Source organism: Klebsiella sp. M5al (assembly GCF_002090195.1).
Classification (GTDB): Bacteria; Pseudomonadota; Gammaproteobacteria; order Enterobacterales; family Enterobacteriaceae; genus Klebsiella; species Klebsiella grimontii.
In genome coordinates this window covers 1,178,319-1,204,652 of record NZ_CP020657.1, presented here as the reverse complement: position 1 = coordinate 1,204,652, position 26,334 = coordinate 1,178,319, and the positions used below count along the sequence as shown (strand labels likewise).

The following is a 26,334-nucleotide window of genomic DNA, read 5'->3' as shown; positions in this document are numbered from 1 at the left end:
TAGTGCATCACGGTCAAACTGCAGCCTGCGGTTCCGCAGGTTTCTGCGTATCAGGACGTATTTTGAACCAGATGGCATACATGGCGGGCAGGAACACCAGCGTGATAATGGTGCCGCCAAACGTCCCGCCAATCAGCGTGTAGGCCAGCGTCCCCCAGAACACCGAGTGCGTCAGCGGGATAAACGCCAGTATGGCCGCCATCGCCGTCAGCAATACCGGTCTAGCCCGCTGCACCGTTGCCTCCACCACCGCATGGAAGGGTGCCAGCCCCTCCTGCTCGTTGTGATGGATCTGGCCTATCAGGATCAGGGTGTTGCGCATCAGAATGCCGGACAGCGCAATCAGCCCGACGAGGGTATTGATGCCAAAAGGCTGGTTGAAGAGCAGCAGCGTTGGCACCACCCCAATCAGCCCCAGCGGCGCGGTGAGGAAGACCATCACCATCGCCGCCATCGACCGCACCTGCAGGATGATAATCAACAGCGTCATGGCAATCATGATAGGGAACAGCGGCACCATCGCTTTGGTGGCTTTCCCGGACTCTTCGATCGAACCCGCCTGCTCGATGCGGTATCCGTCCGGCAGCGTATCGATGACCGGCTGCAGCGCCTTCGTGATGGCGGTAGAAACATCCGGCGGCTGCAGATTTTCGGCTATATCTCCCCTGACAGTTATGGTCGGAATACGATCGCGACGGCGCATAACCGGCTCTTCCATTTGCACCTCAATCTCGCCAATCTGAGACAGCGGAATGCGCTGCCCGGCAGCCCCCACCAGGGTAAAGCCGGCAATTTTTGCCGGGTCAAGCCGGATATCCCCCGCCGCGCGTCCCATGACCTGTACCGAACGGATATCTTCCCGTACCGAGGTGATCGGAATCCCTGAAAGCAGGAACTGAAGCTGCTGCGCGGCCGCATTCGAGGTCAGCCCCACCGCCTGCAGGCGATCCTGATTGAGCGTGAAGTGCAGCGCCGGTACTCGCGGCCCCCAATCGGTGTTGACGGTTCTCATCATTGGACTGGCCTGCATCACTTTTTCGACCTTATCTGCGATTTCGCGCAGCGTGGTAGGGTCAGGCCCCATGACGCGATAAGCCACCGGATAGGGTGAATAGGGTCCAAACACCAGCTGGGTCACGCGCACGCGCGCCTCGGGCGTCAGTCCACCGGCCACCGCTTCACGCAGTCTGAACTTAAGCGCCTCGCGGGCTTCCGGGTTGTCCGTCAGCACGACTATTTTCGCAAATGACGGGTCAGGCAGCTCGGGGGCCATGGCCAGAAAGAAACGCGGCGCCCCCTGCCCGATGTAGGAGGTGACGATTTTTGCCTCTTTCTGCTTTCTCAGCCAGGCTTCGATTTTCGCCGCGGTGGCATTGGTCTGCTCGATAGCGGTGCCATAGGGCATCTGCACTTCAACCAGCACCTCAGGACGGTCGGAGGTGGGGAAAAATTGTTTTTTCACCAGCCCCATGCCGAGTATCGCGACCGTAAAGACGGCAATCACGGTACCCGCTACGATCCACTTGCGCGCGATAACCCAGGCCAGCAACCGGCGAAAACGGTTGTAATGACGGGTGTTGTAAATCGCTGCGTGTCCCCCCTCTACCTTTTTGATATCGGGCAGCATCTTCACGCCCAGATAAGGCGTAAACACCACCGCGACAATCCAGGAGGCAATAAGGGCGATACCGACGATCCAGAACATGTTGCTGGTATATTCGCCGGCGGTGGACTGGGCAAAACCGTTAGGCATGAAACCAACGGCGGTGACCAGCGTACCGGCGAGCATCGGGGCGGCGGTGTGGCTCCAGGCATAGGCGGAGGCTTTGATGCGGTCGTAGCCCTCTTCCATTTTCACCACCATCATTTCGATGGCGATGATGGCATCATCGACCAGCAGCCCGAGCGCCAGGATCAGCGAGCCCAGGGTGATACGGTCAAAGTTTTTACCGGAAGCTTCCATCACCACGAAGACAATCGCCAGCGTTAACGGTACGGCAGCGGCGACCACTACGCCCACGCGCCACCCCATGCTGACGAAACAGACCACCATCACCACCAGCAGCGCGACAAAGAACTTGATCATAAACTCGTCAACGGCGGAGCTAATGTTGACCGACTGGTCGGTGACCTTGGTCAGGGTCATGCCGAGCGGCATACCCGCATTAATTTTGGCCGTTTCCGCATCCAGCGCCTTACCCAGATCCAGCCCGTTCCAGCCGTCCCGCATCACGATGCCCAGCAGCAGCGCCGTTTCCCCCTGGTTGCGGTTCTGGAAGGTTGCCGGATCTTCGTAGCCCCGCTCAACGGTCGCCACGTCCGATAGCTGCAGGGTCCGGCCCTGGACAACAATGGGGGTTTCGCGGATTTTCTCCAGTTTGTCAAAAGCGCCATCCAGGCGAATAAAGACCTGCGGTCCTTTAGTGTCAATCGATCCAGCGGGCGTCAGGACGTTCTGGCTGTTAAGGGCGGAGAAAATATCCTGAGGGGAAACGCCCAGCGTGGCCAGCCGGTCATGCGAGAACGAAACAAAGATGCGTTCGGCCTGTTCGCCGATAATATTGACCTTCTTCACCCCCGGCACGTGCAGAAGACGCTGACGCAGCGATTCCGCATCGCGAACCAGCAGCCGCTGTGGCTCTCCTTTCGCCTTCAGCGCAAAGAGCGCGAAGGTGACGTCGGAAAATTCGTCATTGAACATCGGTCCGATAACGCCTGCCGGCAGGTTTTTGGCCTCATCGCCGAGCTTCTTGCGCGCCTGATAGAACTCTTCCTGCACCTGTGAAGGCGGCGTGCTGTCCTGCAGTGACAGCATGGTATAAGCCAGACCGGGACGGGTGTAGGTTTCACTACGGTCATACCACTTGAGCTCCTGCATCCGCTTTTCAAGCGGTTCAGCAACCTGATCCTGCATCTCCTGCGCGGTAGCGCCCGGCCAGGCAGAAATAATCGTCATCTGCTTGACGGTAAACGGCGGGTCTTCCGCGCGCCCCAGTTCGAAAAACGACAGAACCCCGGCCACGGTAATCAGGATAATGAGGAACAGCGTGATGGAACGCTCGCGAACGGCCAGCGCTGAAAGATTGAATTTGCCGTCGCTCATGGCCGACTCCCGGCGACGCTGGCATCGTTCTGTACAGCCATGCGTACGGCCTCACCGTCATGCAGCAGATGCGCCCCGAGCGCGACCACCTTCTCGCCAGGCTGGAGATTACCGGATACCTGCGCCGCATCATCACTCAATCCCAGCACCTGAACGGACCGCCACGTCACTTTGGCTGGCTGACCTGAAATCTGCCAGACGCCCGGCCCTTTGCCCGGATCGTAGAGGGAGGCTAATGGCACCTGCATCACCTGGTTCGGTAATTTACCGTCTGCAATGTGCAGCGTCACGGTGGATCCCAGCGGCGCATTCGCCAGCGCCCCTTCAAGCACATATCTCGCCTCGAAGGTGCGGGTGACCGGATCGGCCGCATCGGAAAGGAGACGCAGTTTCGCCGGGACCGTCTGTTTACCGGTGCCGTACAACATGGCCTCGGCCTCGCTTGCGGGAGCCGGACGTAACGTTTCGGGTAACTGCACGCTGGCCTCACGCTGGCCCGCTCTGGCCAGACGAACCACCGGCTGACCGGCGCTAACCACCTGACCGGGTTCAGCCAGAGTCTCCATAACCACGCCGTCGGCGTCGGCCAGCAGCACCGTGTAGCCCGTGGCGTTTTGCGCCACATTCGCCTGGGCCTGAGCCGCATTGAGTTCAGCTTTGGCCGTATCGGCGGCCGCCTTAATCTGGTCGTAGGCCGATGCCGACACCGCCCCTGCCGCGACCAGACCGCGGTAACGCGCCTCATCCGCCGCAGCTTGTTTTGCGCGGGCCCGTGCGGCCGCGACAGCCTGTTGCTGAGCCTGCGCCTGCAGGCCGAGGTCCACGGGATCCAGACGCATCAACGGCTGGCCGCGCTTGACGTTCTGACCGGTATCGACCAGACGTTCAAGAATTTTGCCCTGCACTCTGAAACCGAGATCGCTTTGAACGCGGGCGACAACAACGCCGGTAAACGCGCGGGAGGCATCCATCGCACTCACTACGGTCGCAGACCTGACCAAAGGAGGCTGAGTGCGGGGATCGTCTGTGCCGGAAACGTCACCGCAGGCCGCGAGGGCAAACGGCAGCAGGCAAACGGCAAGAGGGGCTGATTTGAGCCTGAGCATGGAGTTCCTTAAACATTTTGACAGGACAGTTGAACCATACTCTTTCATGTGACCAATTAAGTCAATGGTCACTTTTGGATTGCTAAACTTCTGAGTATTAATGAGGAGAGCAGGACGGCCGCAGTGGGTGCGGTATCGAGGTTAAATTGCAGCTGTAACGGGCAAATATAAGGCTGCATGACCAGACAGATGGCATCAGCGGTCTCGTCCAGCGGGGTTTTGCGTTCAAACTCCCCCGCCTGCCGACCTTCCTGAATGATGTGCTGTATTAACTGACGCAGCTGCTGCTGATAGACGGCGGCGGAAGGCCAGCGCTCCCGGGAGGCAACGGCAGCAATGTCATAAAGCTTGCGATCGTGAAAGAACAGCTCGTTACCGGCTTCGATCAGCGCGTTCAATAACCGCCTCAGTTTTTCGGAGGCGGTAGGCGCATCGGCAATCGCGTCATTGACGACCTCAGAGATTTTCGCCAGCCTGTTAGCACAAATGACTTCTCCAATCGCCTGTTTTGAATCGAAAAATTTGTATATATAGGCTTTTGAAAAACCAATCGTTTTCGCCAGATCTGACACGGTGGTCTTCTCGTAGCCGAAATACCCGAAGTGCTCCGTAGCGGCTTCCACAATCCGATCGCGGACGCAATGGTCCGACGGTCCCCGTGAGGAGTGTGCATTTGTGTATTTTGTCATTTTTCCAGCTTAGCCCAGAAGGCCTCGATTGACAACTTGTGACCATTTGGTAATATAGTCACAAATCAAAGTTGACTCAAGGCACATCATGTTTCTCCTGCGTACTCTTGTCCTGGCCGTAACGGCTGGCTTACTGGCGGGCTGTGCCGTCGGGCCGGATTATCATCGTCCCGATGCACCGCTTTTGAAGCACTATCACTCTCAGCCTGCCGTCCAGCAAAGAAGCGCCTCGCGGATCGCCAGTTTTGATGTGTGGTGGGAAGGGTTTAACAACCCGATGTTGAGTTCATTGGTGTCTGACGCACTCGCGCAGAATCTGGATCTTGCTCAGGCAACCGCGCGGATGGCCCAGGCCCGCGCAGATCGCCTCTGTGGGGATGCCGGCCGACCTGCTTCGCCGGAGACCGGATATTATCGTGGCGGAGCGTCATCTCGCCGCCTCTCATGCACGTAACCGGGGGACGAATGAAAAGAATAGGCGTTCTGGGCGTGGATGCGTTAAGCGAAAAACTGATCGCAGGATTCTTTCAGGCGGAAACGGGCGCCCAGGTGTTTCTGTCCCCGGCAAACAGCGAACGGGCTCAAAGGCTGGCAAGGAAATTTCCCTGCTGGACCCTGGACAATCACCAGGCGGTCATTGATGAAGCGGATGTCATTATTATTAGCGTTAACCCTGATACTTTAAATGAACTCGCGCGCGGTGTGCGGTTACGCGATTCACACACCCTGATTTCGCTTGTACCAGGTATTCAGTCCCGAACCCTACTTGAGATATTCCAGCCTGCAAACTGCGTCAGATTACGCCTGGCATATAGTGATGGAATAAATCAATCCGCAGTCATCCTCACCGCAGCGGATGAAGAAATTCAGCGCCTGTTTGCTTCGTTAGGGCCGCTCTTAGTGGCGGCCGACGAATCGGATTTTGATTCAACAACCGAAGGCCCTGTCTGAGCGGTGATTTCTATTTGGTTTTACAACAATTCTGACCAGCACGGGAATGATAACTCCCTGAAAACGGCTCATCTGCCCCCTCGAATAAACGTGACAATTTTCGCCATGTTTTAGAGATAATCACCGGCCTGCTCCCCAACCTATCGCAGGCCGGATTGGCGTGATTCACCGAATCAAAAAAGCCAGCCCCGCGGCGAAGAGAATAGAAAGCAGCACCGATGCCAGGCCAGGCAGCAGAAAAGGATGATCGATAATATGTCGCCCCAGTTTGGTGGAGCCGGTATCGTCCAGCTCTACCGCTGCCAGTAACGTCGGGTAATTTGGCAAAATAAAAAGAGAAGCCGTAGCCGGAAAGCAGGCGACCAAAATAGCGGGAGCAACGCCCATGCTCAGCGCGGCAGGGAATAAAATTTTTGTTGAAGCCGCCTGCGAATACAAGAAACATGATGCCGCCATAATAATGAGCGCCAACATAATGGGCGAATCCAATAAATGTGACGAGACCGTGCTTTGCAGCCACTGTTGATTGCTGTCCATAAAGGTGGAACCCAGCCAGGCGACGCCAAGGATACAGATACAGGAGGTCATCCCGGTTTTAAACACCGAGCCGGACGGGACCTTGTGGACGTTAACCCGGCAGCACACCACAATCAGCAGCGCAACGCCCATCATCACCCCTACCCGCGCCTGCCCGCTGCTCATGACCGGATGGGCAATCAGCCCTAATTTTGGACTGGTGACAATCGCATAGGCCAGAACCGCAACCAGCCCAACGATAAAGATCAGCACCGAACGACCGGCATAGGGCGGGATAGCCCGCTCAGTCCGTGCCTTAACCTGAACCGGATTGTCACAGAGCCGATCCTGCTGGCGGATTCTGTCCCAGAACAGGTAAAAAAAGGAGGTGACCAGCAGCGCAAGAAAGGTGGACGGTATTGATACCGCGATGAGCTCAATATAGCCCCAGCCGTTATGCCCTTTTTCCAGTATCCCCGAGAAGAAAATCACCGCCGCGGAAATGGGCGACGCCACAATACCCAGCAAAGACGCGCTGACGGAGAGGGCAAGCGCGCGGGTGGGTTTTATATTGTTCTCTTTCGCCACGCCGACAATAACCGGCATACAGGCAAAGGAGACCTGCCCGGTGCTGGCCATCATAGTTAATAGCCATGTGGAAAGCGGCGCGGTGATGACTAACAGTCGCGGATAGCGGCGCAGCAGGCGCTCGGTGAGGTCAACAAGATATTCAATACCGCCGGCCTCCTGCATGGCGGCAATCGCCACGATCACCACCATGATAAACACGATAACCAGCATCGGCATATCGCCCGGCGTCGCGCCGAGCGCGCTGAGGACAATCACGCCGGCGCCGCCGGCAAACCCCACGCCGATCCCCCCAACCCGCATGCCGATGTACAGAAACAGCAGCACCACCAGAAACTGGACCAATATCATATATTGCCTCCACGGCTCCCTGTCCGGCATTAACCCTTCGCAAGATGACATGGCCGCCGGGCAAACGCGCGCTCACCATATCTTTGGATGTAACCTGCCGGTGAACGACAATTTATCGCGATACAGCGGCATCGCTGCACACGGTGTGAATCAGGCATCCGATCTGCTCAATCTCAACTTCCACCTTGTCCCCGGGCTGCATAAAGAGCGGCGGCGTACGTTTTTTTCCGATGCCTCCGGGCGTGCCGGTCAGAATGACATCTCCCGGAGAGAGCGCGCTGAAGGTGCTGATATACGCAATGAGTTCGGCAATTGAATACAACATGCTGCCCGTATTATCCTGCTGCACCGTCTGGCCATTGAGCCGGGTGGTAATATTCAGATTTTGCGGGTCGGGGATATCATCCGCCGTCACCAGCCAGGGGCCGAAGCCGCCCGTTGCTGGCCAGTTTTTCCCGCCGGTAAAGCAGGTATGCTGCCAGTCGCGCACCGAGCCATCCATATAGCAGCTGTAGCCGGCAACATACTGCAGCGCCTCCTGCTCAGGGATATTGCGCCCTCCACGGCCGATCACCAGCGCCATTTCGCCTTCATAGTCAAACTCATTGCTACGTTCCGGCTTGAGGAGTGGCGCCAGATGCCCGGTCTGCGAATCCGCAAAGCGGATGAATAGCACAGGATTCGCGGGCTTCTCGTTACCCACAACGTTTTTATCGCGATAATTCACGCCAGCGCAGATGATTTTTTTCGGTTCAGTAATGACCGGCAGGAAAGCGATCTCGTTGAAGGAATAATGCGTTTTCTTCGCGGACGGCGGTAGAGTATCAAGCAGATGAAGGTGCGGCAGAAATTCAAGCAGACTGCCATATTGAGGGAATAGCGCCTGCAGATCGATGACGCCATCGGCGGTCGCCAGACCATATTTATTTTTATCATTAACGCGAAAGCTTAATAGTTTCATAAATCACCTTGGGTAGAGACAGAGGTGAAAGCCCCGACGTGATGATGAAGAGAATGAAATAATACCGGGGCGAAGTAACCGATTATCCGCAATACAGTAAGGCCGATTTCTGCATTGCGGATTCACAACTGATTCAGAATGAATTAACGGACGCGGCCCAGCTCGGCGGCGCGCATGGCGTCGTGGATCTCTTTTTCAGCCCCATTCTCGAGCGGCAGCAGCGGAGAGCGAACGGTGGCATGTTCAAGGATCCCTCGCGCAACCAACGCATGCTTAAGGGCCACGGTACCTTCCATGTGAGAACCGCGGTGGTAGACGCTTTTGGTCACCGGCAGCAGTCGATCGTGCAGCTGACGCGCTTTAACGTAATCGCCCGCTTTACCCGCCTTAATCATTTCAATTAACGGCTCAGGTGCGATATTACCGTAGCCGACCAGGAAACCATCCACATCAAACGCGGTATGCAGCAGATACTCATCGTGGCAGCTTAAGATTTGCAGATCCGGACGCTCGCGACGAATCACCGGAATTTCAGTATCCCAGCGGCGCATATTACGTACGCCATTTTTCATGGCAAATACGCCCGGCTGCGCGGAGATATCCAGCAGGGTTTTCAGGTTGTAGGTGGCTTTAGTGACATCCGGATACTGGAAAAGAATCAGCGGCAGGCCGCTTTCTTCATACACCACGCGGTAGCGATCCTGGGGGGCGCCATCCTGATAGCCAAAACGCAGCCAACCGTGAGAAGGATAGAGCAAACCTGCGGATGCCCCGGCGGCAACGGCGCGCTTCGCCTCCAGCGCAGCCACTTCGGTCCCTTCCCCGGTGATACCGGCAATGATAGGAAGCTTATCATCCACCGACTTCACAAATGCGCGGATCACATTCGCCTGCTCTTCCTGGGTCAGAAAAGTCCCTTCCCCCGCGTGTCCCAGAACCACCAGACCTTTCACGCCGTCGATGCTGCCGAGCCAGTTACCGAGGCGCTGAATGGCATCATAGTCTACGCGTCCATCGCGAGTGAATGGCGTAACCGGAGCCGGAGTTAAACCTCTCAGATCGATGTTAATCATAAATATCCCCTTGATGAGTAAGCATTTGTTTGCGGTTAAGCGATGATTTGAAACGAAAGTGAAATCGTTTCTGCAATCGTTTTCACGTAATTGACATTGAACCTCAAAAATAAAACCGTCAACGCCGTGTTGGTTAAAAATGCAACGCAGATCACAAACTAAACAGCAATCTGCATCCGGGATGAGATCCGTTATACAAAATTCAACCCTCCCCGCTTTCTCCAGGAAAGCCGGGGAGGATCGCAGGCGGATTATTTACGTGGAGACGCGGTAGACTTACGGGGAATAAGGGAAGGCGTGGTAATCCGCATATTATTATTTATCTCTGGATTCAATAACATATCAACCGCATTGCTGGCGATATGCTCCAGCGGCGTTCTGACCGAAGTCAGCGCCACGGGCAGTCTGCTCACCAGCGGAATATCGTTGTATCCCACCAGCGAGAGATCTTCGCCAATCACCAGGCCCTGCTGGTGCGCGGCCGCCAGGACGCCAATCGCCAGTTCGTCATTGACGGCAAACAGCGCGCTTGGGCGGTGAGGCTGGCTGAGAATTTTCATTCCCTGCTGCTCTCCCGAGGCGATGTTAAAATCTGAATGGCAGCACCAGTCCGCTTCGATCCTGAGCCCGGCTTCCTGCATTGCCCGCTCAAAGCCCTTACGCCGGTTGCGCGCGTTGGAGGCAAAATCAGGGCCGCCAATCAGGCCAATATCGCGGTGACCTAAATCGATCAGGTGCCGGGTTGCCAGATAGCCGCCAAGCTCATCGTCGCCTACCGATGAGGGGCTAAAACCGTCGGTACGCAGCGCCAGTACGTGGGGAACATCCCGTTCACGCAGGGCTTGCGGCAACGGATCGTCCAGCCGGCAGGTGGACATGATCAGCCCATCCACGCGGCGATCCAGCAGCGACTCAACGGCGTTTTTCTCCTGCTCCTTGCTATCCCCGCAGGTCGCTACAATCGCGAAATACCCTCGTCTGGCCGCGGCCCGGGCTATCTCTTCGAAAAGCATGGCGGTGACGGCATCGGTTAGCCTGGGAACCAGGACGCCAAGCGTCCCGGTATCGCCGCGCCGCAGGCTGGAAGCAACATAGTCCCGACGGTAGCCCAGCTCTCGGGCAACCTGGCGAATTTTATCTGCCGAGGCGCTGCGCGAGGTGGGTAATCTTTCATCGAGTACCCGTGAAACGGTCGAGACGCTAACGCCCGCGGCGCGAGCAACATCCCGCATTGTCGCCAGCTTTTTTTCCGGCAAATCGTTCAGTTCACTTTCTTGATCCATCTGCTGCTCCAACTCATCAATGCGGGTAAAAATCCGTGTTGCCCGTTCAACGGATACCATCGTGCAAACCGTGGGGTTAAAGGATCTTACGTCAAACCTCGCCCGGACAAAAGGAATGGTGCTTCACTTTGCCTGGGTGCGCCCGGCAGGTCGTTCATTGACCCTTTTTATTCACTTTGCCCTGCGTTCACCGCTTCGTTTTTTTACCGGTTAGTTTTTTCAGATTGTGAACTGCTCGACAATTATACAACAGGCGCAATTGACTTAGCGGTGAATCCAGCAAAGGATTAACTGAAAGTGAAATCGATTGCAGTAACGTTACCACAAACGAATTCAGAGAGCATTATATGCAGCACGTCTTTGGATAAGGGTCCGTTGCCCTGTTGTTATTCAGAACCTTACGTGTATGCCCCAGACAACGTTTAACAGGGTAATACTATGTCAACTCAGGCCATTGCTTCAGATTACGCCGTTGCCAGCGGAACGGCGTCAACACCGGACGCGCTGCTGGCAAGACTGGAACGTCTGCCCATCACCCGGCGGCTGAAGGCGATCCGCGTTATCGTCGGCTTATCGACGTTTTTCGATGCCTATACCATTATTGCTATCGCTTTTGCGCTTCCCCAGCTCACCCAGGAGTGGGGCCTTACGCCGACGTTTGTCGGTCTTATTATTGCGGCCAGCTACGTGGGCCAGCTGTGCGGCGCGCTGTTTTTTGGTTCGCTGGCGGAAAAAATAGGCCGTATCGGCGTATTACGTATCACCATCATCATGTTCGTTCTGATGGATGCGGCGTGCCTTTTTGCCTGGAACGGCTGGTCAATTCTGATTATTCGCTTTTTACAGGGGGTGGGTATCGGTGCGGAGGTTCCCGTTGCCAGCGCCTATATCAACGAATTTGTCGGAGCAAAGAAGCGCGGGCGTTTCTTTTTGTTGTATGAGGTGATTTTCCCTATCGGCATGATGTTTGCGGGCCTGGTCGGGTATTTTCTTGTGCCTATCTATGGATGGAAGGTCATGTTTTTAATTGGCTTAGTTCCCTCAGCGCTGACCGTTCCACTGCGCTGGCTGATGCCTGAATCACCGCGCTGGTTGGCTGCAAAAGGTCGGCTGAAGGAAGCGGACAACGTCGTATCGACGCTGGAATCTGAGGTGATCAGGCGTGGGATGACGTTGCCCGAACCTGAAATAAAAGCCCCCGCGGTGCAAAAAGCGGCTCCGGAAGGGGTTAAGGCCCTCTTCGGCGGTATTTATAAATCCCGCACCTTTATGCTGTGGGGGCTGTGGCTGACGGTTTACAGCGTCAACAACGGAATGATCACCTGGTTCCCGACCCTTTACAAAACCTGGTTTAACCTCTCCCTCGATACCAGCCTGGCCTACGGCTGGATCACCTCCTCCTGCGGCGTCGTCGCTTCGGTGATCTGCGCCTTGCTGATCGACCGCGTCGGGCGCAAGCGCTGGTACACATGGGCCTTTTTACTGGCCGTCGTTCCGCTGATTGCGCTTTCTGTTCTGGGCGCAAAATCCGCCGTTGAAATTCTGATTCTGGGAAGCATGACCTACGCCATTCTTCAGACCATCGCCTTCTCGCTTTATCTCTATGCGGCTGAGCTTTATCCCACCCGGCTACGCGCCATTGGCACCGCGTACTCCAGCGCATGGCTACGCGCGGGGTCATCCATTGGCCCATTAATGGTCGGGTTTATCGTCAGCGGCTTCGGGATCCGTTTTGTGTTTGTCACTTTCGCGGTCATCGCGCTGATTGGCGGCTTGATTACGTGGATTTTTGCCATTGAAACCAAAGGGAAATCGTTAGAAGAGCTGTCGCCATAGACGGCCTGTGGCTCCGGGATTCGCGGAGCCACCTCTGACAGGAGGTCGGCGTAGTCGGCTGATTCAGCTGCGCCCTATCGGGAACACTTCATAGACCTGGCTCATCAACGGGCGGTGAAAAACATGAACACACTCATTAAAAGCGGCATGATGCTGCTGGCATTTCTCTATCCTTTACTGGCTCTGGCCAACGATACGCTTTTTTCTCCAACAGCAAAAAATATGACCGGAGAGTGGGGAGGCGTGCGGACGGATCTGCGTCAGCATGGCTATGATTTTACGCTGGAATATAGCGCGATGACGGCCACGAATATTTCCGGCGGTTACGATCGCGATAAAACCCTGCGCTACAGCGACCAGTATATTCTCGGCGTAGATATGGACCTGGAAAAGATTTTAGGTATTCGCGACGGTGAATTTAAAGCGTCGGTGAATAATCGTAACGGACGAGATCTGACTCAGGATCGGCTACAGGATCCGCGCGCGCCGGTAATAGGCTCCGGTGTCCAGAGTAACTACGGGCGGGGGCAAACATGGCACGCGACGCAGTTTTGGTTCAAAAAAAGCGGGTGGGAGAAGAAGCTGGATATCAAGGTGGGACTGATGCCGCCAGGAGAGGATTTTGATAATAACGGCTGCTTTTTTCAAAACCTGTCGCTGTGCGGTTCTTTAGCCGGACACGGCAGCGGCGTCTGGTATAACACCCCTATAGGCCAGTGGGGTGGCCGCGTCAAATACAGCCCTACCCCAGCGCTATACGTCCAGGCCGGGGCGTTTCAGTACAATCCTAACTACGCCACCCGCCACGGAAGCTTCGAGCTCGATGGAACCGGGCATCTGGGGTACATGTACCTTTTTGAGCTGGGATACTCACCCACCCTCGGCGCGGCAAAACTCCCCGGCATCTGGAAACTCGGGGGCTGGTATAACACGGCGGAGGCCAACGATGTGCTGGATGATGACAATGGCGACCCCTATGTCCTCACGCACCAGGCCGCCCGGCGACACGACGGCCGCTACGGAGGTTATCTCTATATCAGCCAGCAAATTACCCACTCGAGCAGCCATCAACAAAATGGCCTTAACCTTTTCGCGCATCTGGCAATGAACGATAAAGATACGGCGACAATGGACTATCAGATGCAGGCAGGCGCCATTTATAAAGGTCCTTTCGCCAGTCGTCCGCAGGACTTTATCAGCTTCGGCGTCAGTAAAATGCACGCCAACGACAGAGTCGCCCGTCGGGCGCAGCTCCTGAACCAGATGCGGGGGATCGAGGATTACGATAATCCCCTGTATGTCCCGGTTCGCAAAGCCGAGTACGCCGCAGAGCTGCATTATAGCTTCCGCGTTACGCCCTGGCTGACCGTGCGCCCTAACCTGCAGCTGCTGGCCCACCCGGGAGGAAGCGAGGAGATTAAAAACGCGTGGGTGATCGGCAATCAGGTGACCGTGAAATTCTGATAACACGGGCTGCCGCCGTCAGGCCTGACCCAAGGTGCCCTTTCCTGCGGTTCTGAATCCCCCTGACCCCGGCATAGCCTTGCGGCTATGCCGGGTATTTCAACTACCGCTTGATTAACGCAAACACACCCCAGCCAAAATACTCACGCGTCCAGGTGACATGGCGTTTTGGCGCCATCGTCAGCTCCGCCCTGACTTCTGACGCAAAGTCATCATCGGGGTTTTCCTCTAACCAACGGCGCAGGGTGAGCCATTTCGCCGCTTCGTAGCGGTCCCAACCTTCCTGGTCCGCCAGCACCATTTCGACGAGGTCATAGCCAAGCGCATCGTAAGAGGAGACCAGGTCGGGAAGCGTCAGAAAGTCGGCGAGCGAAGAGGCGCCACAGGCCTGTGCTATCTCTTCCGTTGCCGGAATCTTGCGCCAGTACGGTTCGCCAATCAGCAGCATACCGCCGGGTTTGAGGCTTTTGCTCAGCAGCGCGATAGTCCCGGCGACGCCGCCACCGATCCAGGTCGCACCAATGCAGGCGGCGATGTCGCATTTTTCCTCGGCGACGTACCCGGCAGCATCCTGATGAATAAAGGTTACGCTGTCGGCAACGCCGAGCTCTTCTGCCCGCCGCTGAGCCTGCTGGCTGAACAGCGCGCTCATATCAACGCCGATACCGCGGATGCCGTGATCGCGCGCCCAGGTACAGAGCATCTCCCCGGAACCGCTGCCGAGGTCGAGTAGGCGGGTTCCGGCCTTCATCCGCAGCACGCGGCCAAGGGCGGCGTATTTTTCCGGCGTAAATGGGTTATGGATGCGGTGAGCGCTTTCACTAATGGTGAAAATACGTGGGATATCCAATGGTTGAATTCCTTTTATGGGTGTTGCACAAAGAGAATCGGGAACGTTTTTTTCGGCCAGCAGCGCGTACAGCTTGCCGGCAAAGGTTTCGCTGACCGGCCATTCCGCCTCATCCGGGCGGGTAATGGTGGTCAAACCCGCCGTACGCAGCAGGTCGAGATAAGCGTCATCGCGCCATGCGGTCATCTGGCTGCCGAAGCGCGTCACCTTGCCGCTCTCTTCAATCGCCATAAACAGCGTGGAGCTGGTTTGCGCCGCCGGATCCCAGGCGTGCTCGGTCAGCAGCAGGTGCGGAACATCCAGAAACAGCCCCTGCGGACAGCGCTGCCAGCCGGGCTCGGCCATTCCCTGACGTTTAACTTCGGCATAGGTATGAACCTCGATGAGCAGCTTTCCCCACGGAACCAGCCACTGCGCGCAGCGGTTGACCAGCGAACGGGCCTCAGCCGCGCTGAACACATTCAGTTCACCGAAGGTCATCATGATGAAATCAAACGGTGTTTCCGGCGCGTAGTCGCGAACGTCCTGCTGGTGATAGGCAATATCAAGCCCGGCCGCCTGAGCCTGCTGGCGGGCCCAGGCGATCGACGCCGGTGAAAAATCCACGCCCGTACAGCAGAAGCCGCGCTCGGCCAGCAGGCGCGTGTAAAGACCCGGCCCGCAGCCGAGGTCGAGAATGCGGGCGCCGGCGGGCAGCTGTCCGGCAATCCACGCCACCTGTTGTTCGATAACCGCCCGCCTGCGGCTGGCCCAGTCGTGCTCCTGCGACAGATGGTTCTCTAGCATACGCTGGCTAAACGCCGGGTCATCCCAGGGGATTTTGCGCTCCCGGGATGACAACACGATATGCCTGGAACCTGTAATAATCGTGCCAATAGTCATCATCATTTCCTTATTGATTACTCGCGCCAGTGCTCGGGTTTCATTAACGCCCGGGCGCACTGTATTTGACCCGTTCGTCCCAGCGGCTGAGATGAAAGCGGCTGCAGCATCCAGCAGGCTTTGAGCGCCTCGGGAATGGGATAAGGCGCCGGATAGCCTTTATCTCCCGCGCATGGCTCAAACCCATGCCTGGGGTAGTAAGTGGCGTGGCCCAGAACAAATACCGTCTGGCTTCCCATGGCTTTCAACTGCTCAATGCCGTGACGGATAAGCCCTCCGCCAACGCCCGCGCCCTGGTATTCCGGCACCACCGCAAGGGGAGCAAGGATGTGCATCATCGGCGAGTCCGGCTCCCCTTTGAACGTCGCCCGGGTGAATAAAATATGCCCAACCGCCTTTCCGTTATGCCTGGCCAGCAGCGATAACGTCGGGCAGGCGCTCTCATCGTTGAGCAAATCGGCCACCAGCCTGGCCTCTTTGCTGTAGCCGAAAGCCCGGGTTTCGACATGGAGAATGTCATTGGTATCGCCTTCAGAGGCGACATGAAAAGTGAAGCTGTGGTTTGTCATCAGAGGCTCCTTAGCGATTATCCAGCTGTGCGCGGACATTATTCAGCCCGGTGGTATTGATGCGATAGGGCTGTCCGTTGACGGACTTAATCAGCTTTTTGGTTTTGAGTTTTTTGAAAACGGCGAGCGTGCAGTCGCTGAGCAGGAGCCCTTCGCGGCTGTAGCATTCAACAGAAGTGACGCGGCCTGATGCATCGCGAACGTGCGCGATCCGGCCACCTTTAGCGAGAACGTGTAAGGTACGTTGTTCCTGACGGGATAGATTCATACTGAAGAAACCTGTTCATCATCATGCGTAAAAACGAGCCAACACCCGCAGGTGTTCGCGTAAGGTTTAAGCGCAGCGATAACCAGTCCGGCCTGAAAAGGTCGGGAAGCTGATTATCTAATGATGACATTCTCCAGCATCAAAGCCTCGGTGAGAGTTGAAAAGGTATTTATCAGCGAAATGATAACACGCAGTTTTTATATGGAAATCGTTATAGTCAAAAAGTGTGATCTACGGCGAGTCCGCACGCTTTCTGGCGCTTATGGTCGACATGTTGACGCTATTGGTTAACCATTTATCAAGACGTGACGCACAGGGCCCTACGCTCTCCTGAGCGTCAGCAGAATCTACAGACGCTACTCAGCAGGTCTGAAATGATGTTGAGCCTTTCACTTATGCCATTAGCGAATCTCCATCACATTTTGGTTTACCAATTTACCTTTCATGGTTGACTTGTTCGACCAATTGGAGGAATTTATACGCCATATCGTCTGGTTTCTCCTCCGTTACGATGGTTGACCGGAACCGACGCTCCCATCAAAGCAGCGGCCTGAAGCAGGTCAACAACGTGAAGAGGTTAAGCATGGAACAGACATGGCGCTGGTATGGCCCTAACGATCCGGTCACTTTAGCTGACGTCCGTCAGGCGGGCGCGACCGGAGTGGTTACCGCCCTGCACCATATCCCGAACGGCGAAGTGTGGACGGTTGACGAGATCCTCAAGCGTAAAGCCATCGTGGAAGAAGCCGGCCTGGTATGGTCGGTGGTCGAAAGCGTACCGATTCACGAAGAGATCAAAACCCATACCGGCAACTACGCGCAGTGGATCGCTAACTATCAGCAGAGCCTGCGCAATCTGGCCCAGTGCGGTATTCGCACCGTGTGCTACAACTTTATGCCGGTCCTCGACTGGACCCGTACCGACCTTGAGTACGTCCTGCCGGATGGCTCCAAAGCCCTGCGCTTCGATCAGATTGAATTCGCCGCCTTTGAGCTGCATATCCTCAAGCGTCCGGGCGCGGAAGCGGACTACACCGCCGAAGAGGTCGCCCAGGCGAATCAGCGTTTCGCCGCCATGAGCGATGAAGATAAAGCGCGCCTGACCCGCAACATTATCGCCGGTCTGCCGGGCGCGGAAGAGGGTTATACCCTCGACCAGTTCCGCCAGCATCTGGCTACCTACAAAGATATCGATAAAGCCGCCCTGCGCGAGAATTTCGCTGTCTTCATGAAAGCGATTATTCCCGTCGCCGAAGAGGCTGGCGTGCGTATGGCGGTGCACCCGGACGATCCGCCGCGCCCGATTCTCGGCCTGCCGCGCATCGTCTCGACCATTGAAGATATGCAGTGGATGGTCGACACGGTAAACAGCATGGCGAACGGCTTTACCATGTGCACCGGCTCCTACGGGGTCCGCGCCGACAACGATCTGGTTGATATGATTAAACAGTTTGGGCCGCGCATTTACTTCACCCACCTGCGATCTACGCTGCGTGAAGAGAACCCGAAAACCTTCCACGAAGCCGCGCATCTGCACGGCGACGTGGACATGTACGAAGTGGTGAAAGCGATTGTCGAAGAAGAGCACCGCCGTAAAGCGGAAGGCAAAGAGGATCTTATTCCGATGCGTCCTGACCACGGCCACCAGATGCTCGACGACCTGAAAAAGAAAACCAACCCCGGCTATTCCGCGATTGGCCGCCTGAAAGGGCTGGCTGAGGTCCGCGGCGTCGAGCTGGCGATTCAGCGCGCTTTTTTTAGCCGCTAATTCCTGACTGGCGGGGCCGACAGCGCCCCGCCTTTATCCCTTCGGTCGCCCGTTGCGGCCCACCCTGGAGTTTGCTATGACTGCCACCCTTGCCGACAGCAACCTGCCGGTTACACGCCCTGCGTGGGATCGTTCTCGCCTGGAATCCCGCATCGTTCACCTGGGCTGCGGCGCGTTTCACCGCGCGCATCAGGCGCTTTACACCCATCATCTGCTGGAAACCAGCGATAGCGACTGGGGCATCTGCGAAGTCAACCTGATGCCGGGCAACGACCGCGTCCTGATTGAGAATCTGAAAAATCAGCAGCTGCTTTATACCGTGGCGGAGAAGGGCGCTGACAGCACCGAGCTGAAAATCATCGGTTCAATGAAAGAGGCGCTGCATCCGGAAATCGACGGCTGCGAGGGCATACTGCGCGCCATGACGCGCCCGCACACGGCCATCGTCTCTCTGACGGTAACGGAAAAAGGCTACTGCACCGATGCGGCCAGCGGTCAGCTCGATCTGAATAATCCGCTGATTCAACACGACCTCGCTAACCCGGCGACGCCGAAATCCGCCATAGGCTATATCGTCGAAGCGCTGCGCCTGCGCCGCGAAGAGGGGCTAAACGCCTTTACGGTGATGTCCTGCGATAACGTTCGCGAGAATGGCCACGTGGCGAAAGTGGCGGTGCTTGGCCTGGCCCAGGCGCGCGACCCGCAGCTGGCGGCGTGGATTGAAGCCCATGCTACCTTCCCGTGCACCATGGTTGATCGCATCGTGCCCGCGGCGACGCCCGAAACCCTGCAGGAGATTGCCGACCAGCTTGGCGTCTACGATCCGTGCGCCATCGCCTGCGAACCGTTCCGCCAGTGGGTGATTGAAGATAGCTTCGTCAACGGCCGCCCGGCGTGGGACAAAGTCGGCGCGCAGTTTGTTGAAGACGTGGTGCCGTTTGAAATGATGAAGCTGCGAATGCTCAACGGCAGCCACTCTTTCCTCGCGTATCTGGGCTATCTCGGCGGCTATGAAACCATCGCCGATACCATGACCAACCCGGCCTACCGCAAAGCGGCTTTGGCCCTGATGATGCAGGAGCAGGCGCCGACGCTGTCGATGCCGGAAGGTACCGATCTACAGGCTTACGCCACGCTGCTGATCGCCCGATTCAGCAACCCGTCCCTGCGTCATCGCACCTGGCAGATCGCCATGGACGGTAGCCAGAAGCTGCCGCAGCGTCTGCTGGATCCCATCCGTCTGCATTTGCAAAATGGCAGCGACTGGCGTCACCTGGCGCTCGGCGTGGCGGGCTGGATGCGCTACACCCTGGGGATCGATGAACAGGGGCAACCGATTGATGTCGTCGACCCGCTACAGGCGGAATTCCAACAGATCAACCAGCGTTATCAGGAAGCGGAACGCGTCCCGGCGCTGCTGGCCATAAGCGGAATTTTTGCCCACGATCTGCCGGACAATAGCGAATTTGTCAATGCGGTAACCCAGGCGTACCAACAGCTGCGCAAACGCGGCGCCCGCGAGTCCGTTGCGGCAGTCAGGGCCAGCCTGTAATCGCCCTCCTGTTACGGGTCAACTGAAGCATAATTTGGTTGACCCGTTTTGAGTATCCCCAGCCGAGAGAGATGCTAACCCTCCAGCCAAATGCTATAGTCAGCCACCGGGCTATCGCATCTCACAACATAACATCATGAAATCACAAACTTCTCAGCACAGACCCTATCAGGAAGTCGGCGCGTTGATCCGCGACCTGATCGTCAAGACGCCCTATCGCCCCGGCGATCGCTTACCGCCGGAGCGCGAGATCGCCGAGATGCTGGACGTCACCCGTACCGTGGTTCGTGAAGCGCTGATCATGCTGGAAATTAAAGGGCTGGTCGAAGTGCGCCGCGGCGCCGGGATCTACGTGCTCGATAACGCCGCCGGAGAAGGCGCGGCGGAGAGCGCGGACATGAACCACTGCAATGATGCCGGTCCGTTTGAACTGCTGCAGGCCCGCCAACTGCTGGAAAGCAATATCGCCGAGTTTGCCGCCCTGCAGGCGACCCGGGAAGATATCATCAAAATGCGCCAGGCCTTACAGCTTGAAGAGCGCGAGCTGGCCAGCAGCGCGCCGGGCGGCTCCGAAAGCGGCGATATGCAGTTTCACCTCGCCATCGCCGAAGCGACCCATAACAGTATGCTGGTAGAGCTGTTCCGCCAGTCATGGCAGTGGCGGGAGAATAATCCCATGTGGATCCAGCTGCACCGCCATCTCGGCGATACCCACTACCGCCAGGACTGGCTGGTGGATCATAAACGGATCCTCGCCGCCTTAATCAAAAAAGACGCCCGGGCGGCCAAGCTCGCCATGTGGCAGCATCTGGAAAACGTTAAACGGCGCCTGCTGGAGTTCTCCAACGTCGACGATATTTACTTCGACGGCTACCTGTTTGACTCCTGGCCGCTGGACAACGCGGACGCCTGACCCCTTCTGCAAACGCGCGGACATCGCCCGTCCGCGCGCCCCTTGCCGCTGCGCCGCAATCATTGATAATGATTCTCATTTTATTGTCGCTCTGCCCGCGCAATGGTAAAGTTACCCTATCTGATGACGCCCCCTTTCCGGTGCCGACAACCGCATGAACAAGACAACGACGCACGACGAACCCGCCCGCCAGGCGCCGAGAAAAACTTTCTCCGTCAGCGAGTTTATGGCGTTTGGTGAACGATACGGTATCGACTACCGCTTCCCGCTGCTGCGGCAAACGCCGGCCCCCTCGCACGCCAGCCCGGTACTGCGGGGAGAAGTGGAAGAGATGACGCTGCCCTGCGGAATGTGTGTGACCCATTCCGATGTTCAGGTGTTGCAGCCCTATGAGACCACCTCCCGCCACAGCAGCCCGCTCTATATGCTGGTGGTGCTGGAAGGCTGTGTCGCCCTGACCCTCAACGGGGAGCAGCACCTCGTCCGTTCCGGGATGGCGTTCACTTCGCGTCTTAGCGAACAACAGACGATGCGCGCCCGCCACGATGCCGACAGCCGGCTACGTACGCTCTCCCTCGGACTCTACCCGGACGGCGCGTGGCGCGACGGCCTGCTCGATTCATTGATGCGCGAATGGGAAAGATGCCAGACGCCAACGCTTATCTGGCAGATACCGGGGTTTCTGCTGAGCGGGCTGCAGTACGCACAGCAGAGTTCGCCTGGCCGCGTTTCCCGCCAGCTGATGCTGGAGGGGCTGATTCTTCAGCTGTTCGGTCACGGGCTGAGCGTATGCCAGGACGAAAGCGCGAAGCACGTCGCCCCGGCGGGCGGCGAGCGGCAGCGGCTGGAGAGGGTTCGCCGCCTGCTGGAGCAGTCGCCGGAAAATGACTATAGCCTCAATGAGCTGGCCCAGCGGGCGGCGATGAGCTCCAGCAGCTTGCGCAGCAAGTTTCGCCAGACATACGGCTGCTCGGTCTTCGACTACCTGCGCGACTGCCGCCTGGCGCGGGCAAGAGGCTATCTGCTGGAGGGTTATAGCGTACAGCAGGCGGCCTGGATGTCGGGCTATCAGCACGCCACCAACTTCTCTACGGCTTTTCGTCGGCGCTACGGCATCTCGCCCTGCGATGTGCAAAAGGTGGGCTAATCCATTTTTCCCTTTTTTGCGAAAAATAGTTAGCGGCTTTGGCAGCGCGCATACGTATCCTGGCATTGCGCATAGCTATAGAGAGCATCAAAAAGGTAATAATTCTTATTAACAATTAGAAATGCCTTTGGAGATGTTCATGTTTGCGAAAACTCGCCTGGCGCTACTGGTGGGATGGGTGACCGGCGGCGTCGCTTTCCCCCTGCTGGCCCAGGAAACAACTAAAAACGAAACCATCGTGGTCACTTCGCAGATGCAGAGCGGCGCGACCAAAATTGCCACGCCGGATATTGAGACGCCGCAGTCGGTGTCCATTATCACCCGCGAGCAGTTTGAAGAACAGGGCGCGATCAGCGTCCGCCAGGCCGTGAGCTATACCCCCGGGGTTTACAGCAACCAGATTGGCGCCTCCAACCGCTTTGACTATATCGTCCTGCGCGGCTTCTCCGACGGCAGCCTGGATAACGTCTATCTCGACGGCCTGAAAATGATGGGCGATACCAACTCGCACAGCTCGCTGGTGGTCGATCCGTGGTTCCTCGAAAATATCGAAGTGGTGCGCGGCCCGGCCTCGGTGCTGTACGGCCGCTCTTCGCCCGGCGGCATCGTCGCCCTCACCTCGCGTAAACCCTCATTCGATCCCGGCGGTGAAATCAAGCTGTTTGCCGGGAATAACAACCAGCGCGGGGCGGCGTTCGACGTCACCGGGGCGCTGGACGATAACGATCGCGTGGCGGCGCGCTTAAGCGGCATGACCCGCTATGCGGACTCGCAGTTTGATACCTTAAAAGAGCAGCGCTACGCGATCATGCCCAGCCTGACCTGGCGCATCACCGACCAGACGCGACTTGATTTAATGGCCTATCTACATCGCGATCCGGAGGGCGGCAGCCACTCGGGCCTCCCCTATGAAGGCACCGTGGTGCCGCACAACGGCAAGAAAATCGCGAATACCTTCTTCGAAGGCGAAGATGATTACGACAAGTACGATCGCCGCGAAAATATGGTCGGCTACAACTTCGAGCATATGTTTGATAACGGCTGGTCGGTGCGGCAGAAGCTGCGCTACCTGCATACCAAAGTTGAGCTGAATCAGGTGTATGCCGCGGGCTGGCTGAACGAAAGCGAGCTGAACCGCGGCTATTCCGGCTCGGACGAAAAGATGAACGCCATCACCCTTGATAACCAGCTCGACGGCAGCGTCGATACCTGGGCCGTCAACCATCGCCTGCTGATGGGGATCGACTATCAGGACCGCAGCAACGACACCACCGGCTACTATGGCGCATTCCCGGCTATCGACGCCTTTAATCCGGTCTACGGCGCGAAGCCGGATTACATCACCATGTACAGCCGCGAGAAGCACAAGCTGCGCCAGACCGGCTACTATCTGCAGGATCAGATGTCCTGGGAGCGCTGGCGCTTCACCCTCGGCGGGCGCTACGACCAGGTCAGCGTGTCGAATATCGATAAGCTCAATCAAACGCGCAGCGATCTGGATAAGAACAACTTCAGCACCCGCGCCGCGCTGCTGTATCTGTTCGACAACGGGTTTGCCCCGTACATCAGCTACTCTACCGCCTTTACGCCCACCAGCTTCGCCGATGAAAACGGCAACGTGCTCGATCCGATGAAAGGCAAGCAGTGGGAGGCCGGGCTGAAGTATGAGCCGGAAGGAATGAACAGCCAGTTCAGCGCCTCGGTATTCCGCATCAATCAGACCAATATCGCCACCAAAGAAGAACCGACCGATCCGTATCGTTCGATCGGCGAAATTGAGTCGAAAGGGGTGGAGCTGGAGGCGATCAGCCAGCTAACGGACAGCTTCCGCCTGCAGGCCGCCTATACCTATACCGACATTCGCTATAAGAAAAGCAGCCCGGAAGAGCAAGGCAAGCGCGCCGTCTACGCGCCGCGCAATCAGGCCAGCGCCTGGCTGAGCTACGATGTGAAAAGCGGTCCGCTGGATGGCCTGACGCTCGGTTCCGGCGTGCGCTACGTCAACGGCATTACCAGCGATCGCCTGAATACGCACACTCTGCCGTCCTATACGCTGGTGGATATGGCGATTGGCTATGACCTGTCGAAGGTGGGAATTAAAGGCCTCAGCGCCCAGCTGAACGTCAATAACCTGACCGACAAGAGCTACATTGCCGCCTGTAACTCGCTCTCCTACTGCTACTTTGGCGCGGAGCGCAGCATCGTCGGCAGCGTCTCCTGGAAGTTCTGATAACGTTAAAAAGCCCGGAGTTTTGGCTCCGGGCCGCCGGTTAATCTTCCGCTTTATGGGCCCACGCGGGCATGGCCGTTAAATAACGCATCGCCCGCTTGCGTGATTCCACGGGCCCGACCTTCTGCCAGGAATCGAGGTACTCGGCCAGGCCGGAAACGGCATCCTCCCAGGACTTAAGCTTCCCCTCGCTATCGCAGCACCAGGCGCAATAATCGTCGCTTGCGCTTTTCGCACCTTCGGCGGACATCGGCATTCCACAGGCCTGACAAAACCTTTCTTGCTGTGACATAGAGCGCTCCTTTCTTGCCAGTTGAGCATAAAAAATACCGCATTTTTTGCACAATAACGTACCGCCAGTTCAAATAACCGTAAATTAATGATGGTTATTGCGGCCGAAAAACGCCCGGCGCCCGGCTTCCTCAACGCGTTCGACTACACTAAACAGGGACAAATGTTTGACGCCGCTGGGTCTGCCGGGAGTATCAGTCCCCGCCGAGCCGGACGCATTCACTGCTAAAACAGATTAAGACAGGACGCAATCATGCAACTTAACGACCCTACCCTTTTTCGCCAGCAGGCAATGATTAATGGACGCTGGCGCGACGCCAGCGGCAAAGAGACTCTCGCGGTGACCAACCCCGCCAACGGCCAGCCGCTGGGCAACGTACCCAAAATGGGCGCCGGGGAAACCCGTGAAGCTATCGATGCCGCCGCCCGCGCGCTGCCCGCATGGCGCGCCCTTACCGCCAAAGAACGCTCCAGTATCCTGCGCCGCTGGTTTGAGCTGATGATGGAACATCAGGACGATTTGGCGCGCCTGATGACGCTGGAACAGGGGAAACCGCTGGCGGAAGCAAAAGGCGAAATTAGCTACGCCGCCTCCTTTATCGAGTGGTTTGCCGAAGAGGGCAAACGCATCTACGGCGACACCATTCCCGGCCATCAGGCCGATAAGCGGCTGCTGGTGATTAAGCAACCGATAGGCGTGACCGCCGCGATCACCCCGTGGAATTTCCCCTCGGCGATGATCACCCGCAAGGCGGGCCCGGCGCTGGCCGCAGGCTGCACGATGGTGCTCAAGCCCGCCAGCCAGACGCCGTTTTCCGCGCTGGCGCTGGCGGAGCTCGCCAACCGCGCCGGGATCCCCGAAGGGGTATTTAACGTCGTTACCGGTTCGGCCAGCGAGGTCGGCGGTGAGCTCACCGGCAACCCGTTAGTGCGCAAACTCTCCTTTACCGGCTCGACGGAAATTGGCCGCCAGCTGATGGAGCAGTGCGCGAAAGATATCAAGAAAGTCTCGCTGGAGCTGGGCGGCAATGCGCCGTTTATCGTTTTTGACGACGCCGATCTCGATAAAGCCGTCGAAGGCGCGTTGGCCTCCAAGTTTCGCAACGCCGGACAGACCTGCGTCTGCGCCAATCGCCTGTACGTCCAGGATAGCGTTTACGATCGCTTCGCCGAAAAGCTTCAGCAGGCGGTCAGTAAGCTGCAAATTGGCGATGGCCTGCAGCCGAACGTCACTATCGGGCCGCTGATTGACGAGAAAGCGATCGCTAAAGTGCAGGAGCATATCGCCGATGCGCTGGGCAAAGGCGCGCGGGTAGTAACCGGCGGGAAAGCCCATGAGCTGGGCGGTAATTTCTTTCAGCCAACGATTCTGGTGGACGTCCCCGGCGATGCGAAAGTGGCGAAAGAAGAGACCTTTGGCCCCCTCGCCCCGCTATTCCGCTTTAAAGATGAGGCAGATGTTATCGCTCAGGCCAACGACACCGAGTTCGGCCTCGCGGCCTATTTCTACGCCCGCGATCTGGGCCGCGTTTTTCGCGTCGGCGAGGCGCTGGAGTACGGCATTATCGGGATTAACACCGGCCTTATCTCCACCGAGGTCGCCCCCTTCGGCGGGGTTAAATCTTCCGGCCTGGGTCGGGAAGGGTCGAAGTATGGGATAGAGGATTACCTGGAAATCAAATACATGTGTATTGGGATTTAGCCGATGAACGCGCCAGCCCCCGCTGGCGCGGATGATTTCACCCGCGATCGCGGATCGGCCGGAACATGAAGCCCGCACGGCCGCCAGTTTGCCCACCGAGCCTCTGTTACTCTTAAATCCGGATCATCATTCATTATGCTTAATGGCAATGATAAAAAGTTATCGATTATCAGTCATGGACAGGTTCGACATAAGATTAATCGTAGGCTACAATAATCAACGCCAATCTAAAGCTTAATTT

General features: G+C 57.2%; 20 protein-coding genes and 2 pseudogenes. 10 read left to right on the top strand and 12 right to left on the bottom strand.

Translation table 11 applies throughout. From position 1 onward, the window contains the following. Positions 1-13: 13 nt before the first annotated feature. The 3 genes from BWI76_RS05720 to BWI76_RS05710 all read right to left on the bottom strand — a co-directional run bounded on the left by BWI76_RS05720 (position 14) and on the right by BWI76_RS05710 (position 4,898). Positions 14-3,103 (bottom strand): efflux RND transporter permease subunit, encoded by a 3,090-nt coding sequence (locus BWI76_RS05720; RefSeq protein WP_004132585.1) that lies wholly within the window; start codon positions 3,101-3,103, stop codon positions 14-16. Beyond that, the gene (locus BWI76_RS05715) at positions 3,100-4,209 is read right to left on the bottom strand and encodes an efflux RND transporter periplasmic adaptor subunit (protein WP_004132586.1); all 1,110 of its coding nucleotides are present in this window, start codon (positions 4,207-4,209) and stop codon (positions 3,100-3,102) included. Before BWI76_RS05715 ends, BWI76_RS05720 begins: the two co-directional genes overlap by 4 nt. Before the next feature lie 68 nt (positions 4,210-4,277). Beyond that, positions 4,278-4,898 carry a TetR/AcrR family transcriptional regulator gene (locus BWI76_RS05710; RefSeq protein ID WP_004132587.1) on the bottom strand — a complete coding sequence of 207 codons (621 nt, stop codon included), beginning with the start codon at positions 4,896-4,898 and terminating at the stop codon, positions 4,278-4,280. Between the two features lie 88 nt (positions 4,899-4,986). Here BWI76_RS05710 and BWI76_RS28410 point away from each other — a divergent pair. Both BWI76_RS28410 and BWI76_RS05700 read left to right on the top strand, forming a co-directional pair. Further along, a pseudogene (locus BWI76_RS28410) lies at positions 4,987-5,259 on the top strand (TolC family protein); the annotation flags it as partial. Positions 5,260-5,363: 104 nt separating this feature from the next. Then, a complete protein-coding gene (locus tag BWI76_RS05700; protein WP_004132589.1) occupies positions 5,364-5,849 on the top strand; it encodes an NAD(P)-binding domain-containing protein in 486 nt (161 codons plus the stop codon). Positions 5,850-6,014: 165 nt separating this feature from the next. Here BWI76_RS05700 and BWI76_RS05695 read toward each other — a convergent pair whose 3' ends face one another. From BWI76_RS05695 to BWI76_RS05680, 4 genes are all read right to left on the bottom strand, one after another. Beyond that, the gene (locus BWI76_RS05695; RefSeq protein ID WP_004132590.1) at positions 6,015-7,304 is read right to left on the bottom strand and encodes an anaerobic C4-dicarboxylate transporter family protein; all 1,290 of its coding nucleotides are present in this window, start codon (positions 7,302-7,304) and stop codon (positions 6,015-6,017) included. Between the two features lie 112 nt (positions 7,305-7,416). Continuing rightward, positions 7,417-8,265, bottom strand: a complete 849-nt coding sequence (locus tag BWI76_RS05690) for a fumarylacetoacetate hydrolase family protein (RefSeq protein ID WP_004132591.1) — start codon at positions 8,263-8,265, stop codon at positions 7,417-7,419. A gap of 143 nt (positions 8,266-8,408) precedes the next feature. Continuing rightward, positions 8,409-9,338 carry a dihydrodipicolinate synthase family protein gene (locus BWI76_RS05685; RefSeq protein ID WP_004129307.1) on the bottom strand — a complete coding sequence of 310 codons (930 nt, stop codon included), beginning with the start codon at positions 9,336-9,338 and terminating at the stop codon, positions 8,409-8,411. A gap of 251 nt (positions 9,339-9,589) precedes the next feature. Further along, a complete protein-coding gene (locus BWI76_RS05680; RefSeq protein WP_049085676.1) occupies positions 9,590-10,621 on the bottom strand; it encodes a LacI family DNA-binding transcriptional regulator in 1,032 nt (343 codons plus the stop codon). A 438-nt stretch (positions 10,622-11,059) separates the two neighbouring features. On the opposite strand from BWI76_RS05680, the gene BWI76_RS05675 reads away from it, so the two are divergent. Together BWI76_RS05675 and BWI76_RS05670 are read left to right on the top strand one after the other, a co-directional pair. Further along, the gene (locus tag BWI76_RS05675; RefSeq protein WP_004132593.1) at positions 11,060-12,457 is read left to right on the top strand and encodes an MFS transporter; all 1,398 of its coding nucleotides are present in this window, start codon (positions 11,060-11,062) and stop codon (positions 12,455-12,457) included. A 123-nt stretch (positions 12,458-12,580) separates the two neighbouring features. Then, a complete protein-coding gene (locus tag BWI76_RS05670) occupies positions 12,581-13,921 on the top strand; it encodes a carbohydrate porin (protein ID WP_049088521.1) in 1,341 nt (446 codons plus the stop codon). A 103-nt stretch (positions 13,922-14,024) separates the two neighbouring features. Here the strand turns inward: BWI76_RS05670 and BWI76_RS28405 are convergent, their stop codons facing one another. From BWI76_RS28405 to BWI76_RS05655, 4 genes and pseudogenes are all read right to left on the bottom strand, one after another. After that, a complete protein-coding gene (locus BWI76_RS28405) occupies positions 14,025-14,771 on the bottom strand; it encodes an SAM-dependent methyltransferase (RefSeq protein WP_004132597.1) in 747 nt (248 codons plus the stop codon). Between the two features lie 360 nt (positions 14,772-15,131). Continuing rightward, positions 15,132-15,557: pseudogene (locus tag BWI76_RS28400) on the bottom strand (class I SAM-dependent methyltransferase); the annotation flags it as partial. A 113-nt stretch (positions 15,558-15,670) separates the two neighbouring features. Next, positions 15,671-16,222, bottom strand: a complete 552-nt coding sequence (locus BWI76_RS05660) for a GNAT family N-acetyltransferase (protein WP_004132606.1) — start codon at positions 16,220-16,222, stop codon at positions 15,671-15,673. A 10-nt stretch (positions 16,223-16,232) separates the two neighbouring features. Continuing rightward, positions 16,233-16,490, bottom strand: a complete 258-nt coding sequence (locus BWI76_RS05655) for a YjhX family toxin (RefSeq protein WP_004132607.1) — start codon at positions 16,488-16,490, stop codon at positions 16,233-16,235. 583 nt (positions 16,491-17,073) lie between these two features. Between BWI76_RS05655 and uxuA the strand changes: the two genes are divergently transcribed. The 5 genes from uxuA to foxA all read left to right on the top strand — a co-directional run bounded on the left by uxuA (position 17,074) and on the right by foxA (position 24,100). Then, complete coding sequence (gene uxuA / locus BWI76_RS05650; protein ID WP_004132609.1) at positions 17,074-18,258, top strand: mannonate dehydratase; 1,185 nt, start codon at positions 17,074-17,076, stop codon at positions 18,256-18,258. Between the two features lie 76 nt (positions 18,259-18,334). Further along, a complete protein-coding gene (locus tag BWI76_RS05645) occupies positions 18,335-19,810 on the top strand; it encodes a fructuronate reductase (protein WP_004132611.1) in 1,476 nt (491 codons plus the stop codon). A gap of 136 nt (positions 19,811-19,946) precedes the next feature. Next, a complete protein-coding gene (uxuR, locus tag BWI76_RS05640; RefSeq protein ID WP_004132612.1) occupies positions 19,947-20,723 on the top strand; it encodes a Uxu operon transcriptional regulator in 777 nt (258 codons plus the stop codon). Positions 20,724-20,877: 154 nt separating this feature from the next. Continuing rightward, positions 20,878-21,870 carry a helix-turn-helix transcriptional regulator gene (locus tag BWI76_RS05635; protein ID WP_004132613.1) on the top strand — a complete coding sequence of 331 codons (993 nt, stop codon included), beginning with the start codon at positions 20,878-20,880 and terminating at the stop codon, positions 21,868-21,870. A 121-nt stretch (positions 21,871-21,991) separates the two neighbouring features. Further along, positions 21,992-24,100, top strand: coding sequence for a ferrioxamine B receptor FoxA (gene foxA, locus BWI76_RS05630; RefSeq protein WP_098067474.1), 2,109 nt, complete (start codon positions 21,992-21,994; stop codon positions 24,098-24,100). A gap of 40 nt (positions 24,101-24,140) precedes the next feature. Here the strand turns inward: foxA and BWI76_RS05625 are convergent, their stop codons facing one another. Next, the gene (locus BWI76_RS05625) at positions 24,141-24,392 is read right to left on the bottom strand and encodes a zinc ribbon domain-containing protein (RefSeq protein ID WP_004133790.1); all 252 of its coding nucleotides are present in this window, start codon (positions 24,390-24,392) and stop codon (positions 24,141-24,143) included. 252 nt (positions 24,393-24,644) lie between these two features. On the opposite strand from BWI76_RS05625, the gene gabD reads away from it, so the two are divergent. Next, a complete protein-coding gene (gene gabD, locus BWI76_RS05620; RefSeq protein ID WP_004133793.1) occupies positions 24,645-26,093 on the top strand; it encodes an NADP-dependent succinate-semialdehyde dehydrogenase in 1,449 nt (482 codons plus the stop codon). Positions 26,094-26,334 lie beyond the last annotated feature (241 nt).